The organism is Fructilactobacillus sp. X2R1C3, from assembly GCF_059901425.1.
This window is the reverse complement of the sequence record NZ_JBWXUW010000002.1, coordinates 172,285-188,123: the sequence shown is the minus strand read 5'-3', so window position 1 is coordinate 188,123 and position 15,839 is coordinate 172,285. Positions and strand designations below refer to the sequence as shown.

Below are 15,839 nucleotides of genomic sequence, written 5' to 3'. Positions count from 1 at the left end.
CCGAGGAACAGCTATTTTAATTATTTCTGAATGTCTTCTTTATAATCGCCGTTTGGACAAATCACTTGCATGCCACCACGAACCTTTTTTTCAACCAAGAAATGACCACACTTTGGACAATCTCGTCCAATTGGCTTATCCCATGAAACAAAGTCACATTCAGGATAACGTGAGCATCCGTAAAACAAACGATTCTTTTTTGTTTTACGTTCAATAACTTGGCCTTTCTTACACTTCGGACAAGTTACCCCAATTTCTTTGACAATTGCCTGGGTATTGCGGCAATCAGGAAAGCGTGAACAAGCGTAAAACTTGCCATACTTACCCATCTTTACAACCATTGGCGCACCACATATCTCACAGTTAAACCCGGCTAATTCATCCTTAATTTGAACATCTTCCATAAGCTGTTCCGCATGATCCACTTCTTTTGAAAATGGTTGATAGAAGTGATCTACAACTTCAACCCATTTTTCTTTAGCCTCTTCGATCTCATCCAATTTTCCTTCGACATCAGCAGTAAAATCAACGTTAACAATGTCAGGAAAGTACTCTTCAATAATCTTATTTACGATCTCGCCCAGTTCGGTTGGTTCAAACCGTTTTCCAACTAGTTTAACGTAATAACGTTTTTGAATCGTACCCAATGTTGGAGAATAGGTAGATGGACGTCCCACTCCATTCTCTTCTAAAGTTTTAATCAGATTGGCTTCAGTGTATCGAGCTGGTGGTTGTGTAAAGTGTTGGTCTGGATTATTTTTAGATAATTTAACGGTGTCACCACTATTTAAATCAGGCAAGATATTATCCTTCTCTTTCCCGTTCGAATAGACTTTCAAAAAACCCTCAAATTTCATTTTTGATCCGTTAGCACGATACGTTACACCATTTTGTTCAATGGTTACTGTTTCAGTATCCATAATTGCTGGAGTCATTTGACTAGCTACAAATCGTGACCAAATTAAATTGTAAAGTTTATATTGATCCTTAGTAAGATATTGTTTAATGCTTGCAGGAGTCCGATAAACGGACGTAGGTCGGACGGCTTCGTGCGCATCCTGAGCGCCTTCTGGCATTTTCCCCTTAATCGGTTTATTAGCAGAGTATTCTGCTCCGTACTTTTCATGAAGAAAGGTAGCTGCTTCATGCTTAGCAATTGATGAGATTCTCGTTGAATCAGTTCTCATATAGGTAATGAGACCTTGGCTACCTTCTTTGCCAATATTAATTCCTTCATAAAGTTGCTGAGCAGCCATCATTGTTCGTCCAGTCTTAAAATTTAATTTCCGGTTAGCGTCTTGTTGAAGAGTACTAGTTGTGAATGGTGCATTCGGTTGTCTCCGCCGTTCTTTTTTAGTGACTTTTGTAATATCAAAATCAGCTTTTGGATCAATTTGTTTTAAAACTTTTTGTACATCATCATTATTCGCAAGCTTCGTCTTCTTGCCATTGAGACCGTAAAAGCTGGCTTGAAACTTTGAACGGCCAGACTTAAATTCAGAATCGATTGTCCAGTATTCTTCGGGCTCAAATTTTCTAATCTGACGTTCTCGATCAATCACTAACCACAATGCTACTGACTGCACCCGTCCGGCACTTAAGCCCTTTTTTACTTTTTTCCAAAGCAGTGGAGAAATTGAATATCCTACTAATCGATCCAAAACCCGACGTGCTTGTTGAGCATCCACGAGATTCATATCAATCGTTCTTGGATGTTTAAAAGCATCCTTAACGGTATCCTTGGTAATTTCGTTAAAGACCACGCGATTTTGATCATTAACGTCAAGATTCAACACGTGGGAAACATGCCAGGCAATTGCCTCACCCTCACGATCAGGGTCAGATGCTAAATAAATCATCTTCGACTTCTTAGCCTCCGACTTTAGCATTTTAATTACGTCGCCTTTCCCCCTAATTGAAATGTAGTCAGGTTTAAAATCGTCTTCAATATCCACACCCATCCTACTCTTAGGGAGATCACGAACGTGTCCTTTACTTGCTACGACCTTATAAGTACTTCCTAGATACTTTTGAATCGTCTTTGCCTTAGCTGGCGATTCTACAATCACTAACTTTTTCTTTCTTGAACTTGCTTTACGTTTTTTTGTTTTAGTTGTTTTCTTTGTCTTTGCTACAGAAGTTGTGGCCATTAAAATTATCCTCGTTATTTTTTTCTTCATTAATACATGATAATTTCCGTTTAAATTTCTTCCATATCATATTGCAGTTTTAAAGACCTGTCAAACTAAAGAATCCTCTAAAACATCATTATCACTCAAACATGGACGTGCTCCAGAAGCAATTAGTTGATTACAGCCCTTAGAAAGTGGAGAAGTAATATTGCCTGGTATGGCAAGGACATCCCGATTTTCGGATAACGCCAAACTAGCAGTAATTAAGCTTCCTGACCTTTGCTTTGCCTCAACAACAATTAATTTTTCGCAAAGACCGGCAATGATGCGATTTCGTTCCACAAAATGATATTTCAAAGGCCTGCTTCCTAATGGATACTCACTGACAACTAGGTTGGTTCTCATCAAATTATCCTGAAGCTGCGTACATTCAGCGGGATAAAAACGGTCCAGACCTGTCCCAATCACCGCAATTGTACGGCCATCATGTGCTAAAGCGCACTGATGACTTAAACAATCAACTCCCTTAGCCAAACCAGACACAATCGTAAACTTTTTAAGTACCGGACGTGTGATAATATCCTTAATTGCTGCGATTGAATAACTTGTACACTGTCGTGCTCCTACCACAGAAATCGAACGTGTTGTAAGTAACGACACGTCACCCACATAAAAGAGCACAATTGGCGCGCAATAAATATCAGCAAGTTGTTCAGGATACTCATGATCAAGAATGGTTATCCAGTGACACTTTTGGTTCAAACGAAAAGATCGCTCTAACTCACTACTTAAAAATGAATCCTTAAACTTCGTTGTCTGCAAATGATGACGTTTTAATAGATTGATTAATTCACCTTCAACCTCAGATAAAGACATGTTTTCAACTGAAGTACCCTTAACCCACCGTGCAAGAATTGCTTCTCCTTTAATCCCAATCCCACGACATAACTTGATTCTAAGCAATAATTTCCGTTTATCCATTTTCTACCTCCTGGTTTGTCTATGGATAAATACGTAAATTAATGATTGATTGTTTTTAATACTGGTGAAAAAGTCTTGCGATGAATTGGAGTCGGCCCAAGTTTATTTAAAGCCCGTAAATGTTCTTTTGTCCCATAACCTGCATTTCGTTCAAATCCATATCCAGGATACTTACGAGCGTATTCATTCATTAAGTCGTCTCGAAAAACCTTAGCAAGAATACTAGCAGCAGAGACACTAACTGATTTTGAGTCTCCTTTAATCAACCTTGTCTGCGGGATATCATCATCAATTGTCATGGCGTCCACAATAATATGACCTGGTTGTAGATCTAACTTACCAATTACGTTTTTCATGGCAATTCTGGTTGCTTCATAAATATTAACTTGATCAATCATCTGACTAGAAACCGCAAAACAGTTGTAAGCAATCGCCTCTTTCTTGATTTTTGGAACTAGGTCTCGTCTTTTTTCATCACTTAATTTTTTGGAATCATTGACGTCAATCAGATCAAAGTCAACTGGTAAAATTGCCGCACCAGCGACTACTGGACCAGCAAGCGGCCCTCTACCCACTTCATCAACGCCAGCAATATACTTCACCCCGCGTTGCCATATTTCTTTTTCATATTTAAATCTGGTTAAAAAGTCACGTTTTTTCTCGGCCTGGGTATTAATTCGCTTCAACGTTCTCTTAATAATTCTTTGAACTCCAATTCGTGGATCATCCCCAAAGCGGACAAAAAGCGGATCACTAACATCATCAACGTTAGCAAACCGCTCAGAAATTTCTCTAATCGTCATTACCGTGCTCATTTCTTTCCACCAGTTCAAGGGAATCTAACGTAAAACGTCCTAGTTTCCCTTTTTGAACGTCATTAATAATCCTGACACTGGCCCGATCGTAATCGTCTTTCATTCCAACTTTTTCAGTAATTTTAAGTAATAAATCAACGTCACTTAAGTTTAAATCGGACGGACTCAAATGATAACGTTTCAAAATCTCGTTGCTATGGTGATTACGAAAAAAATGAAGCGCAAATAAAGCAATATCATCAGGATGATAAATACTCTCCTTAATTGCTCCAGTTAACGCTAATTTATCAGCAATCTCCTGATTTTGAAACTTTGGCCACAATATTCCGGGAGTATCTAATAATTCCATCGTTTTACTGGAGGTTAACCATTGTTGACCCTTAGTTACTCCCGGACGATTGCCAACCGCTGCTGATCTCTTGCTAACTAACTGGTTCAACAAAGTTGACTTGCCAACGTTTGGAACCCCAACGCAGACAGCCTTAATAATATCTTTTTTTAGTCCTTTTGCTTGCGATTGTTCTAACTTATCCCTTAAAACTTTCCGAGCAGCAGTCTCAATCTTACTTCTTACTCCACGTGACTTTGAATCGATTGAGACAGCCGATAATCCCGTACTATTAAAGTAATCTAACCATTCTTTAGTCATCTTTGGATCAGCTAAATCAGATTTAGTTAAAATAAATAAACGTGGCTTACTACCTGCTACTCGCTTAATCTCTGGATTAATCGATGAATACGGAATCCTTGCATCAACCAATTCAAAAATAATATCAACAACATGGACATTTTCCTCAAACTGACGAATAGCTTTCGCCATGTGTCCAGGAAACCATTGTATATTACTTCCCATTTACTGCTCCTTTATCGTTAATCGAGGTAGGCAAGATATTCTTTCCATGCATCATCAAAAATTGTCATGGATGGTAAATAACCAGCATTTTCCTCCAAGTACTTAGAAAGTTTTTCAAAATTATCCTCTTGCTTTGGAAACAATTGATCAAAGAACGCATTATTAGCAAACTCCGCAATCGGATCGGAACTCCCTGGATGTCTTCTAGTCATTAAAAATTCATAAAAACTTTTTCTCAATTTCTTACCTCTTATTTCTTACGCTTAAATATCTCAAAAGTATGCGGATAAACATTATGTTCATCAACTTTTCCGGAAATCTTCTTTTCTAATTCAAATTGAGAATAATCAATATCAATCATTTTAACATCCCCATCAAAATCATGATTGATACTAGTACGATATAGATAATCAACAAACGGCAACAAATCTTTAAATACGGACGTTCCACCAACCACAAAAATCATTTCATTAGGGTATCTTTTTGCATAATTCAAAAATTCATCAATTGTTTTAAAGGTCACAACTCCACTAGGAAAATCACTCTGCGGGCGGTGAGTCAAAACCAAATTTTTGCGTCTTGGTAATGGTCTTTTAAAACTATCATACGTGGTTCTACCAGCTAGAATTTGATGATCGATCGTATTACGTTTAAAAAATTGCATGTCATCCGGCAGGTGCCAAGGTAATTTACCATCTTTTCCAATGACATGTCCATTTGACTCTGCCCAAATATAAGCTAACATAATAATCTCCTATACTGCCACTGACGCTTTAATTGGCTTGTCGTGGTGATAATCAACCACTTTAATATCATCCATATCATAATCAAAAATACTTTCCTTATCGGGGTTTAGCCATAGATGAGGAGCTGGATGTGGCTTTCTCGTTAACTGCTCTTTTACTTGATCAATGTGATTACTGTAAATATGAGCATCACCCAACGTATGGACAAAGTCTCCAGGAACTAATCCGACCTCTTTGGCAATTAAACTAGTAAGTAAAGCATAACTTGCAATATTAAATGGAACTCCTAAAAAAATATCACCACTACGCTGATACAGTTGACAACTTAACTTGCCATCGTTTACGTAAAACTGAAACATTACATGACAAGGTGGAAGAGCCATACTAGGAATATCTTCTGGATTCCAAGCACTCACAATCATTCTTCTGGAATCAGGATTAGTTTTAATGGTATTAATAACATTTTTAATCTGGTCAATCGCCTTACCATTGCTCGTTTTCCAGTTACGCCATTGACTCCCATAAACCAGGCCTAGATCGCCATATTTTTTAGCAAACTCATCGTCATTTAAAACCCGCTCACAAAATATTTTCTTCTGCTTTTGGTATTCTTCATTAAATTCGGGATCACTTTGTGAGCGCAAACCAAAATTAGTCATATCGGGTCCATGATATTCGTAAGAATTAATCCATTTTTCAAACGCCCATTCGTCCCAAATATGATTATTATGTTTAAGTAAATAACGAATGTTAGTATCACCCCGCAAAAACCAGAGTAATTCTGACTTAATCAACCGAAAAGGAACTGCCTTAGTGGTTAAAAGCGGAAAGCCATCCTGTAAGTTAAAACGCATTTGATACCCAAACGTACTAATCGTTCCGGTACCAGTTCGATCTGACTTTTTATGACCATTCTCTAAAACGTAACGTTCTAGATTTAAATATGCATCCTCTAGCATTTTAATCTCTCCCTTTTTTAATAAAAACAACTACTCATCAACGTACTGGCTCAAATATTCCCATCGGTTCATCAATTGATCCGATTTCTGGTTTAATTCATCAAGATTTCGTTGTAACTCTGCTAACTTATCGTAATCCGAACTATTTTCTTGCATCTGTTTTTTTACATCTTTAGTCTGGCGATCTAAAGAATTAATCTTACCATCGATCTTATCCCACTCAATTCTTTCAGCATACGTTAACTTGGTTTTCGATTTCGTGCTTTTTTTCTTGGAAGTACTATCTTTAGATTCATCTAATCGACTATTAGTTTGGTTCTTACTATCATGATGAACATGTTTCTTTTGCATTTTCATTTTTTGTAGATAATCAGTAAATTGACCAGTATAACGCTCAATCTTAGCATTCCCATCAAAAATCAATAATCGATCAGCTACTTTATCAAGAAAGTAACGATCATGAGATACTGTAATCGTTGTCCCATTAAAATGCTTGATGTAGTCCTCTAGAACCGTTAAGGTCCCAATATCGAGATTGTTAGTTGGCTCATCAAGAAGCAGCACGTTTGGTTGCTCCATCAATAACTTCAATAAGTAAAGGCGCCTTTTTTCTCCGCCTGAAAGCTTACGGATCAAAGTTCCGTGCATAAATTTGGGAAAAAGGAACTGTTCTAATAGATTGGTAACGCTGACCTTATTTCCATCCTTATCAACCACATTTTCACCGATATCAGTTAAATAACTAATAACACGTTTATCTTCCGGGATTTTCTCCATTTTTTGTGTATAATATGCCATTTTGACGGTTTCACCAATATCAATGGTGCCGGACTGAAGTGGAAGCTTTCCAGCAATTGCATTTAAAAAGCTTGACTTTCCAGCGCCATTTTCACCACTAATTCCGATTCGTTCACCGTTCTGAATTAACATGCTGAAATCTCTTAGAATTGGCTTGTGAGCAATTGTTAAATTAGCGTGTTTAATGTCAATCACTTTTTTACCAAGCCGTTTTTGCCCCATTGTAATATCAACATCTTCATCAGTTGGATTTCCCTGATCAACATCAGCTTTTAAATCGTTAAATCGATTAATTCGGGCTTGTTGCTTAGTGGAACGAGCTTTAGCGCCTTTTTTCATCCACTTTAACTCTTGTTTGTAAAGTCGTTGCTGCTTATGAGAGGCAGCTTCTTGCTCTTCATCAAGTTCAGCCTTCCTCTGAACATAATCTTGATAATTACCGGGATACTTGTAAAGTTTACCAAATGATAATTCCCATATTTGGTTAGCAATTTGATTCAAAAAATAACGATCATGGGTAACAAATACTAAAGCTCCCTTGTATTTACCCAAAAACCGTTCCAACCAGTCAATCGAATCAAAATCCAAGTGATTGGTAGGTTCATCTAATAAAAGTAAATCAGGTGACTGAATTAAAACCTGAGCTAATCCAACTCGTTTCTGCTGGCCACCTGACATGCTTCCCACTTTTTGATCTAAATCGGTAATTTTCAGTTGATTAAGGATGTTTTTAACGTCCACTTCCGCCGTCCAGGCATCCTCTTCATTCATTTTTGCTTCTGCACTCTCAAACTTTTTTTCAAAATCTGAATTTTCAGGATGTTTAGAGTAGTTTTTAAGTGCGTGTTCATAGGATCTGATAATTTTAAAAATCTTTTGATCACCAGCAAAAACAGCGTCAATAACGGTTAGGTTGCCATCTAAATCTGGAACTTGCTTCAGGTATCCAATTGTGTATGACTTGGAAGTGGTAATTGTCCCATTGACATCATGATCAATTCCGGAAATAGTGTTTAGGAGGGAAGATTTCCCACTTCCATTCGTTCCAATTAATCCAATTCGATCATGTTCATTAATAATAAAGTCAAGATTTTTAAATAAAGTCTTTTCACCATACGTCTTCGTTAAGTTTTCTGCTTTTAATGTTTGCACAATATCTGCTCCAATTATTTTTTACTCATTATTTATTTGCTTTGATGCAGAAAGTAGTGAATCTGAATCATTTTTAATTTGACCACTTACAACTAAACGTTCCAGTTGATTAAGAACATTCCCTAATAATGGACCTGGCTTAAAACCTCTATCAATCAACATTTTACCGTTAATTTTTAGTTCACTTTTACTTTTAATCGGAAGTCGATCATATTCATTTTCTACTTGGCTAATATTGACTACTTTACCTAAGGTCATGGCTACTTGACATGCGTTATCAAGATTGATGAGACCAACTTTATATGACGTTACTGGATCTAAAGCATCACTCACAATCTTGTAAGTTGCTTTAACCGTTAGTTTAACGTTCTCAGTTAACCTATTTGATCCCTTCCAACTCTTCATCAGATGTCCAATCTGTTCACTATTTAATTCGCACTGACATGCAATTAAGGACCAAACCTGAACTTCGTTATTAATGTATTCTGAAATGGGATGTGACCCTAACCTAGCTATTTCAGAAACATAATCACCCAAAACGGGAACATACTGAATTAAATTTGTTTGAATCATCTGTTTAAGGCCCCTTCCAGGAGCCATCCCTAGCATCATCTTTACAAATTCCACGTTAATTCGTTCCACAGCAATCTTTTTTAATAGGTAACTATGTTTACTAATCGCGTTAAAAGTGTTCTTTTCAATTGCAAAATCCAGTTTACTAGCAAAGCGAACAGCACGCATCATTCGTAAAGCATCCTCATTAAAACGTTGCTCTGGATCCCCAACGGCCTTAATTAAATGATTCCTTAAATCAGTTAACCCACCAAACAAGTCAATGATTTCACCATTTTCTTTCATGGCAAGCGCATTGATAGTAAAATCACGACGCTTTAAATCATCTTCAAGTGATCGAACAAAAGTAACTTGATCGGGACGTCGATAATCTTGGTATCCTGATTCAGTCCGAAATGTCGTGATTTCATAAGATCGACCATCGTGCACCACCGTGACGGTTCCGTGTTCAATCCCAGTATCAATTGTCTTCTTAAAAATGGTTTTAATTTCTTCAGGATATGCACTACTTGCGATATCAACGTCATGAATTGGTGCATGCAAAATAGTATCACGGACTGATCCGCCAACAAAATAAGCTTGAAAACCCGCTTCTTCAATTGTCTGAAGAACCCTTCTAGCATCATCAAATTCACTTGGTAAGTTATCTATTTTCATGATTCACACACCTTCACTAATTTCATTCTACCAAAATTATCATCTAAAAGTTAGGCTTGTGTCTGGTTCTTGTGTTATGATTAAGTTAAAGTAACTTATTACAGGAGATGAATCATGAATAACAATTATCCATATCAAGATCATTTTGAACGTTATCTAAGAAAAAAAGAACTCTCAAATGTAACCATTCGAGAGTATTCCAAAACCTTATCGGATCTTTTTAATTATTTATCTAATTTCAACGTGGGATACCAAACGGATCATCGAGTTAGTCAAATCTTTGATCGGGACATCGAGCAATATCTAGATATGATCATTTCTAAGCGAAATAACGGAAACAATACCTATAACAAAGTTTTATCTCAGATCAACGTCTACTTTAAATTCTTATTTAACAACCACCTTAATACCCATCTTCCTACAATTAACATTAAAAGTAAGGAAAAAAACGAACATAATTCATACATTACCAAGTGGATCTATTCTTTACCAACTCTCCTCGAAGATCCTGAGGTTCACTACTACACTAGAATGACACTGTTACTTATCAGTAAGGGATATCAATCTTCAGAGTTTCTCTTACCTGGCTTTTATCGTGAATTAAACCACATTGACTTTTCACCTGAAGAAAAATCCTTTTTATCTAATTTTAAAAAATTTGTTACCCCGCTTCAAATTCGTCATCATTCAAAGGACCTCTTTTTAAAGCAAAGAATCGCTCCAGACTGCCATATTACATCTGCAGGTCTTCACAAATACTTAAAGCCAGATAGTGAATACCTAGCAATAAATCTCAATCCCAAATCACTATACCAAGCATTCGTCATTAACTATCTCAATCAACATCCAAATGATAGTGACAAAACTCTCGCACAAGATTTAAGAATGGATCCAGCGTCACTAATCTATTATCAAAAATTAGCACAAAAATAAGGATCAGAGTATCAAACCCAACTCTGATCCTTATTTTTGTTACTCGTAATCTTCTAAATCTTCAAGCATGTATGCCATTTCATCATCAGTTGGAACAAGTTTCACATAATGTTTTAGCAGTTTAATGGTTTCCTTAATTTGACCATTCTCTCTGAACAATAAAATCGCCTCATGTAAGAAATCAGGATTATCATCAAAGTACGGAAGAGCTCGCTCATAGTACTTTTGAGCATCATCATACTTTTCAAGATGAGCATAAGACACCGCCAAATTCCAGTAAATTTGTGGATCGGTTTCTTCTTCTTTTACGTATGGGCTTAAAAAATCAACATTTTTTTGATATTCGCCCTGCTTAACGTACAAATTAGATAACTTAATAATTAATTCCATGTTATCCGGATCAACCTGATGTCCCTTATTAAGATACTTCAGGGCTAGATCTTCTTTTGAAAGTTTAGCAGCAACGTCTGCAGCTTTAATGTACATATTGACATTATACTGATCAACGCTCATACCTTCCTGATAAACCTTTAAAGCATTTTCAGGTTCATTCATTTGAATGTATGCTTCCCCTAAGTAAGGATACAGTGAGGCATACTGAGGATCCTCTTCTCGCAACTGCTCGAACATCTCAATCGCCTTAGCGTAGTCCTTTAACTGTAAGTAAGTAAAGCCCGTTTCAAATTTGACGTCTGGCGTCATATCAATGGGCTTAATCTGTTCAAGGTATCCAATAGCCTGCTCAAAATGACCTGCATTAGCATATGCCACCCCTAACCTTTCAACCAAGTTGACTGAAGAAATATTCAAAACACCTTGTTTAATTATTCCCAAGTATATAGGAATGGCTTTATCAAATTGTCCGGTAGAGAAATATAATTCAGCCAGGGCAAATTTAATTACATTTTCGTCCGGATCAATTTTTTCAGCTTCAAGTAACTTTTGTTCACTAACGTTATACATTTCCTGAGTTTGATAAAGATCAGCTTCAACCATCAAAGCATTAACATAATTTGGGGAATCAGGTTTAATCTCACTTAAATAATTAAGCGCTTTATCAATCTTGCCTTCAGAAATCAAAATATCTGCAATACTTGTTCTTAACTCGTCTTCCTCAGGATATTTTTTTAAAAGATCTTTATATATATCAATCGATTCGTTTAAAAAGCCTAATGAATAAAGTTCTTCTGCTAACGAATAAAGCATATCATCACTGTCATTTACCTTGGCTTTTTTGATGTCATCGTTAAATTGACTCATATCACCCTTTTTTAGGGCGTCTAAGGCTTGCTCTGAATAAGTCATTACACATGTCCTCCTACTAATAAAAAAACCAGCACGCATAAGCGCACTGGTTAAACTATTAAATAAAACTATTTAACAGCTTCCTTTAAAGCCTTACCAGGTTTAAAGGCAGGTACTTTACTTGCAGGGATTTGAATTTCTGCACCAGTTTGGGGGTTACGTCCCTTACGAGCGGCACGATTACGTACTTCGAAATTACCAAAACCGATCAATTGTACCTTTTCACCGTGAGTCAACTTGTCTTGGATTGAGTCAAAAACTGCATCCAAAGCTGCGGTGGCATCTTTCTTAGTTAAACCAGTTGCCTTTGCGACATCATTAACTAATTCTGCTTTGTTGGCCATGTGTATTCACCTCCTGAATAGATGTTTTTTATGTAAAAAACACCCAATAAGTTAAAGATTAAGCCAGGGGAAATGATGTACGACTACATCATTTCTAGTCTTAATTTAGCATAAGAATGGTGTCATTGCAACAAATAATGGAAGTATAATTAACATTTACTAAAAAAATTTTAATATAATTATGATTAGAAAGTTGTTACCATTAGTCATTACTTTCGACGCCTTGCTATCAAGTGAATCGGTGTCCCAGCAAAGTCAAAATTTTTTCTAATTTGATTTTCCAAATAACGTTTGTACGAAAAATGAAGCAGTTCTGGATCATTTACAAACAAGACAATCGTTGGCGGTCCAACAGCAACCTGGGTAGCATAGTAAATCCGAAGTCGCTTCCCATTTCTGGTAGGCGTTGGAGTAATGGCGATTGAATCCATGATAACATCATTTAAGGTTGATGACTGGATTCGACGTTGATGGTTTTCATTAACTCGTTTAATCAAAGATGGTAACTGACTAACATGTTGCTTGGTCGTTGCGGAAACAAAAATAATGGGTGCGTAAGCCAAATACTGAAATTGCTCACGAATATCAGCTTCAAATTGTTGTTGCGAGTGATTATCTTTTTTTAAAGCGTCCCATTTATTAACGACAATGATGACACCTTTTCCAGCCTCGTGCGCATATCCAGCAACCCGCTTGTCTTGCTCTCTAATGCCCTCTTCTGCATTAAGAACCATTAATGTGACATCACTTCCATCAATTGCTCTCATAGCCCGCATGACGCTGTATTTCTCGGTCTTTTCATAAACCTTGCCACGTTTCCGAATTCCTGCGGTATCAACAATGGTGTATTCTTGACCATCATTTTCAAACTTAGTGTCAATCGCATCGCGAGTGGTACCAGCTACATTTGATACGATTACACGATTCTCTCCTAAAATAGCATTGACAAGTGATGACTTACCAACATTTGGTCGGCCAATCACACTAAATTTAATACTATCATCGTCAGCTTCGTTAGTATTTTCTGGGAAATTCTTAACAACAGCATCTAATAAATCACCCAAACCAAGTCCGTGAGAGCCAGAAATAGGATATGGGTCACCAAACCCCAAAGCATAGAAATCATAAATATCTGCCCGACTTTCGGGATTGTCAATTTTATTAACCGCCAATACAACTGGTGTGTCAGATCGATACAATAATTGGGCCACTCGTTCATCAGCGTCAGTCATTCCCTGCTTACCATTTACCATAAATATAATCACATCAGCTTCATCAATCGCAATTTCTGCTTGATCAGTGATTTGCTTAATAAATGGTTCATCAGCAACTTCAATTCCACCAGTGTCGATCAAATTAAAATTGTGACCAAGCCAACTCCCATGAGCATAAATACGATCTCGGGTCACGCCAGGGGTATCTTCAACGATTGAAATTCGTTCACCCGCAATTCGATTAAAAATTGTTGATTTACCAACGTTTGGTCTTCCAACAATCGCTACAGTAGGTTTTGCCATTTTATATCACCTCTTATTTTTGAGAATAAAAAAAATCCTTCATAAACATGAAGGATAATTTTCTAATTACTCATTGTCATCATCATTTAATTCATTTCCAACAATGTCACCTAACGTAAAACCATTCTCTTCTTCAGGAGCATTATTAGTTGAATTATCACTCACATTTTTCTTTGGAGTTTTTTGATCATCTCTAGGGTCTTTTTCGAGAGCTTTCATTGACAATGCTAATCGATGTTCTTCAGGTTGAACGTCAAGGACTTTAACTTTAACGTCTTCACCAGACTTCAAAACATCACTCGGCTTGTCAATATGCTTGTGTGAAATTTGTGAAATGTGAACTAATCCTTCAACACCAGGGAAAACTTCAACAAAAGCACCAAAATCAACTAAGCGCTTAACTTTTCCATCAAGGACACTTCCCTTAGGAGCTTTTTCTTCAATGTCACTCCAAGGACCTGGTTGAGTTTGTTTAATTGATAATGAAATACGATTACGATCAGGGTCAACTGAAAGAACTTTAACTTTAACTTCTTCGCCAACCTTCAAAACATCACTTGGTTTGTTAACATGTTCATAAGAAATTTCTGAAACGTGAACAAGTCCATCAATTCCACCAAGATCGACAAAGGCACCAAAGTTAGTCAAGCGAGCAACTTTCCCTTCAACAACATCTCCGGGCTTTAATGTACTCATAATTCTGTCACGAGCTTCGCTACGTTCAGCCTCCGCAATGGCTCTATGTGATAAAATCAAACGATTTTCTTCAGGGACAACTTCGATAATCTTAACTTCGAGTTCTTGACCTTTAAATTGATTTAAGTCATCAACAAAGTGATCAGTAATCATGGAAGCTGGAATAAATCCTCGAACTCCGTCAGCATTTACCACTAAACCACCTTTTACCGCACGAGTAACAGTAACTTTGATGGTGTCACCCTTATCAGCTTTTTCCTTGATGTCATCCCAAACCTTGAGAGCCTCAAGTCTTCTGATTGAAAGAAGGTAACTTCCACCTTCCTTATCATCACCAATTCGAGATACAACAACAACCTTAACTTTGTCTCCAACCTTGTAGTTTGAAGTTGGGTTATCTTCCCTTTGTGCGGAAATTTCTTTCCTTGGAATAACCCCTTCAACACCAGCGCCTTCGATTCCCACGACTAATTGCTGGTCATCATCAATGGCCAAAATTTCACCATTAACAACATCGCCAACGTTCACCTGCTTAATATTATCGAGAGCGGCTAATAAATCTTTGTTTGCATTAGTATCGTTTTCACTCATCAAACATTTCCTCCTTGCAACAACTCTAACTGCTATTTTATCTTAGTTGGAAATAAAATACCAGTTAATCGGCTTTATTATTTGAAAGTTGTTGAATTTTATTTTCGATTAATTGCGAAATTGCCGCAACCACGTCATCAATCGACATTGAAGTGGTATCAATTTCAAAAGCATCAGATGCCTTTTTTAATGGGGATATCTTTCGATGAGAATCCTTATAATCCCGTTCCTCAATATCTTTTTTAAGTTTATTAAGACTAACCGGGATTTCCTTTGCTTGATCCTCTTTATATCTCCGCTCAGCTCGTTCCGTAACACTGGCAATTAAAAAGACCTTTACATCTGCTTTGGGTAGAACCGTCGTGCCAATGTCTCTACCATCCATGACGATGCCACCATCTTTTGCCAAATCTTGTTGTCTTTTAACTAATTCGGAACGAATTGATCCAAGTGCTGAAACTGCTGAAACATTGCTAGTTACCTGAGGACTGCGAATATCATTTGTAACTTCTTTACCATCAACAAAGACCTTTTGAACTGGATCACCCGGTTTAAAAGTAATCGTGGTTTTTTTTAAAAGATCAAGAAGGGTCTTCTCATCATTTAAATCCAATCCTAGTCTAATTGCTTTTAACGTAATTGATCGATACATTGCACCGGTATCACAATATATGTAATGAAATTTTTTTGCAACTAGTTTAGCTACCGTGCTTTTACCCGCTGAGGCAGGTCCATCGATTGCAACTTGTAAGCCGTTCTTACCCAAAAGTAATCAATCCTTATCATT

At 37.0% G+C, this 15,839-nt stretch carries 15 protein-coding genes; 1 reads left to right on the top strand and 14 read right to left on the bottom strand.

The genetic code is table 11. The annotated features are described in order from the left end of the window. Positions 1-20 precede the first annotated feature (20 nt). The 9 genes from topA to AC6UDD_RS03005 all read right to left on the bottom strand — a co-directional run bounded on the left by topA (position 21) and on the right by AC6UDD_RS03005 (position 9,666). The gene (gene topA / locus AC6UDD_RS03045) at positions 21-2,150 is read right to left on the bottom strand and encodes a type I DNA topoisomerase (RefSeq protein ID WP_500718600.1); all 2,130 of its coding nucleotides are present in this window, start codon (positions 2,148-2,150) and stop codon (positions 21-23) included. 90 nt (positions 2,151-2,240) lie between these two features. Further along, entirely contained in the window at positions 2,241-3,113 is an 873-nt protein-coding gene (gene dprA / locus AC6UDD_RS03040) for a DNA-processing protein DprA (RefSeq protein ID WP_500718598.1), read from the bottom strand. Between the two features lie 38 nt (positions 3,114-3,151). After that, positions 3,152-3,916, bottom strand: coding sequence for a ribonuclease HII (gene rnhB / locus AC6UDD_RS03035; RefSeq protein ID WP_500718596.1), 765 nt, complete (start codon positions 3,914-3,916; stop codon positions 3,152-3,154). Further along, positions 3,906-4,781 (bottom strand): ribosome biogenesis GTPase YlqF, encoded by an 876-nt coding sequence (gene ylqF / locus AC6UDD_RS03030; RefSeq protein WP_500718594.1) that lies wholly within the window; start codon positions 4,779-4,781, stop codon positions 3,906-3,908. Before ylqF ends, rnhB begins: the two co-directional genes overlap by 11 nt. A 17-nt stretch (positions 4,782-4,798) precedes the next feature. Next, the gene (locus tag AC6UDD_RS03025; protein WP_500718592.1) at positions 4,799-5,020 is read right to left on the bottom strand and encodes a YozE family protein; all 222 of its coding nucleotides are present in this window, start codon (positions 5,018-5,020) and stop codon (positions 4,799-4,801) included. Positions 5,021-5,031: 11 nt separating this feature from the next. Continuing rightward, positions 5,032-5,526: a dihydrofolate reductase gene (locus AC6UDD_RS03020; RefSeq protein WP_500718590.1), complete on the bottom strand. Its 495-nt coding sequence runs from the start codon at positions 5,524-5,526 to the stop codon at positions 5,032-5,034. Between the two features lie 9 nt (positions 5,527-5,535). Next, a complete protein-coding gene (locus AC6UDD_RS03015) occupies positions 5,536-6,486 on the bottom strand; it encodes a thymidylate synthase (protein WP_500718588.1) in 951 nt (316 codons plus the stop codon). 30 nt (positions 6,487-6,516) lie between these two features. Then, positions 6,517-8,436: an ABC-F family ATP-binding cassette domain-containing protein gene (locus tag AC6UDD_RS03010; protein ID WP_500718586.1), complete on the bottom strand. Its 1,920-nt coding sequence runs from the start codon at positions 8,434-8,436 to the stop codon at positions 6,517-6,519. Between the two features lie 21 nt (positions 8,437-8,457). Then, entirely contained in the window at positions 8,458-9,666 is a 1,209-nt protein-coding gene (locus AC6UDD_RS03005) for a CCA tRNA nucleotidyltransferase (protein WP_500718583.1), read from the bottom strand. Positions 9,667-9,780: 114 nt separating this feature from the next. Here AC6UDD_RS03005 and AC6UDD_RS03000 point away from each other — a divergent pair, with 114 nt between their 5' ends. Beyond that, positions 9,781-10,599 carry a site-specific integrase gene (locus tag AC6UDD_RS03000; protein ID WP_500718582.1) on the top strand — a complete coding sequence of 273 codons (819 nt, stop codon included), beginning with the start codon at positions 9,781-9,783 and terminating at the stop codon, positions 10,597-10,599. A gap of 39 nt (positions 10,600-10,638) precedes the next feature. On the opposite strand, the gene AC6UDD_RS02995 is transcribed toward AC6UDD_RS03000, so the two are convergent. The 5 genes from AC6UDD_RS02995 to cmk form a co-directional block, all read right to left on the bottom strand. After that, positions 10,639-11,904 (bottom strand): tetratricopeptide repeat protein, encoded by a 1,266-nt coding sequence (locus AC6UDD_RS02995; protein WP_500718580.1) that lies wholly within the window; start codon positions 11,902-11,904, stop codon positions 10,639-10,641. A 68-nt stretch (positions 11,905-11,972) separates the two neighbouring features. Then, the gene (gene hbs, locus AC6UDD_RS02990) at positions 11,973-12,248 is read right to left on the bottom strand and encodes a non-specific DNA-binding protein Hbs (RefSeq protein ID WP_010021419.1); all 276 of its coding nucleotides are present in this window, start codon (positions 12,246-12,248) and stop codon (positions 11,973-11,975) included. 209 nt (positions 12,249-12,457) lie between these two features. Beyond that, positions 12,458-13,765 carry a ribosome biogenesis GTPase Der gene (gene der, locus AC6UDD_RS02985; protein ID WP_500718578.1) on the bottom strand — a complete coding sequence of 436 codons (1,308 nt, stop codon included), beginning with the start codon at positions 13,763-13,765 and terminating at the stop codon, positions 12,458-12,460. A 66-nt stretch (positions 13,766-13,831) separates the two neighbouring features. After that, complete coding sequence (gene rpsA, locus AC6UDD_RS02980; protein ID WP_500718576.1) at positions 13,832-15,052, bottom strand: 30S ribosomal protein S1; 1,221 nt, start codon at positions 15,050-15,052, stop codon at positions 13,832-13,834. A gap of 64 nt (positions 15,053-15,116) precedes the next feature. Continuing rightward, positions 15,117-15,818, bottom strand: coding sequence for a (d)CMP kinase (gene cmk / locus AC6UDD_RS02975; protein WP_500718574.1), 702 nt, complete (start codon positions 15,816-15,818; stop codon positions 15,117-15,119). Positions 15,819-15,839: the final 21 nt, after the last annotated feature.

Excerpts from the sequence above, each read along its gene's own strand:
- topA (WP_500718600.1), bottom strand. The coding sequence starts at position 2,150 with ATGGCCACAACTTCTGTAGCAAAGACAAAGAAAACAACTAAAACAAAA.
- dprA (WP_500718598.1), bottom strand. The coding sequence starts at position 3,113 with ATGGATAAACGGAAATTATTGCTTAGAATCAAGTTATGTCGTGGGATT.
- rnhB (WP_500718596.1), bottom strand. The coding sequence starts at position 3,916 with ATGACGATTAGAGAAATTTCTGAGCGGTTTGCTAACGTTGATGATGTT.
- ylqF (WP_500718594.1), bottom strand. The coding sequence starts at position 4,781 with ATGGGAAGTAATATACAATGGTTTCCTGGACACATGGCGAAAGCTATT.
- AC6UDD_RS03020 (WP_500718590.1), bottom strand. The coding sequence starts at position 5,526 with ATGTTAGCTTATATTTGGGCAGAGTCAAATGGACATGTCATTGGAAAA.
- AC6UDD_RS03015 (WP_500718588.1), bottom strand. The coding sequence starts at position 6,486 with ATGCTAGAGGATGCATATTTAAATCTAGAACGTTACGTTTTAGAGAAT.
- AC6UDD_RS03005 (WP_500718583.1), bottom strand. The coding sequence starts at position 9,666 with ATGAAAATAGATAACTTACCAAGTGAATTTGATGATGCTAGAAGGGTT.
- AC6UDD_RS03000 (WP_500718582.1), top strand. The coding sequence starts at position 9,781 with ATGAATAACAATTATCCATATCAAGATCATTTTGAACGTTATCTAAGA.
- AC6UDD_RS02995 (WP_500718580.1), bottom strand. The coding sequence starts at position 11,904 with ATGACTTATTCAGAGCAAGCCTTAGACGCCCTAAAAAAGGGTGATATG.
- hbs (WP_010021419.1), bottom strand. The coding sequence starts at position 12,248 with ATGGCCAACAAAGCAGAATTAGTTAATGATGTCGCAAAGGCAACTGGT.
- der (WP_500718578.1), bottom strand. The coding sequence starts at position 13,765 with ATGGCAAAACCTACTGTAGCGATTGTTGGAAGACCAAACGTTGGTAAA.
- rpsA (WP_500718576.1), bottom strand. The coding sequence starts at position 15,052 with ATGAGTGAAAACGATACTAATGCAAACAAAGATTTATTAGCCGCTCTC.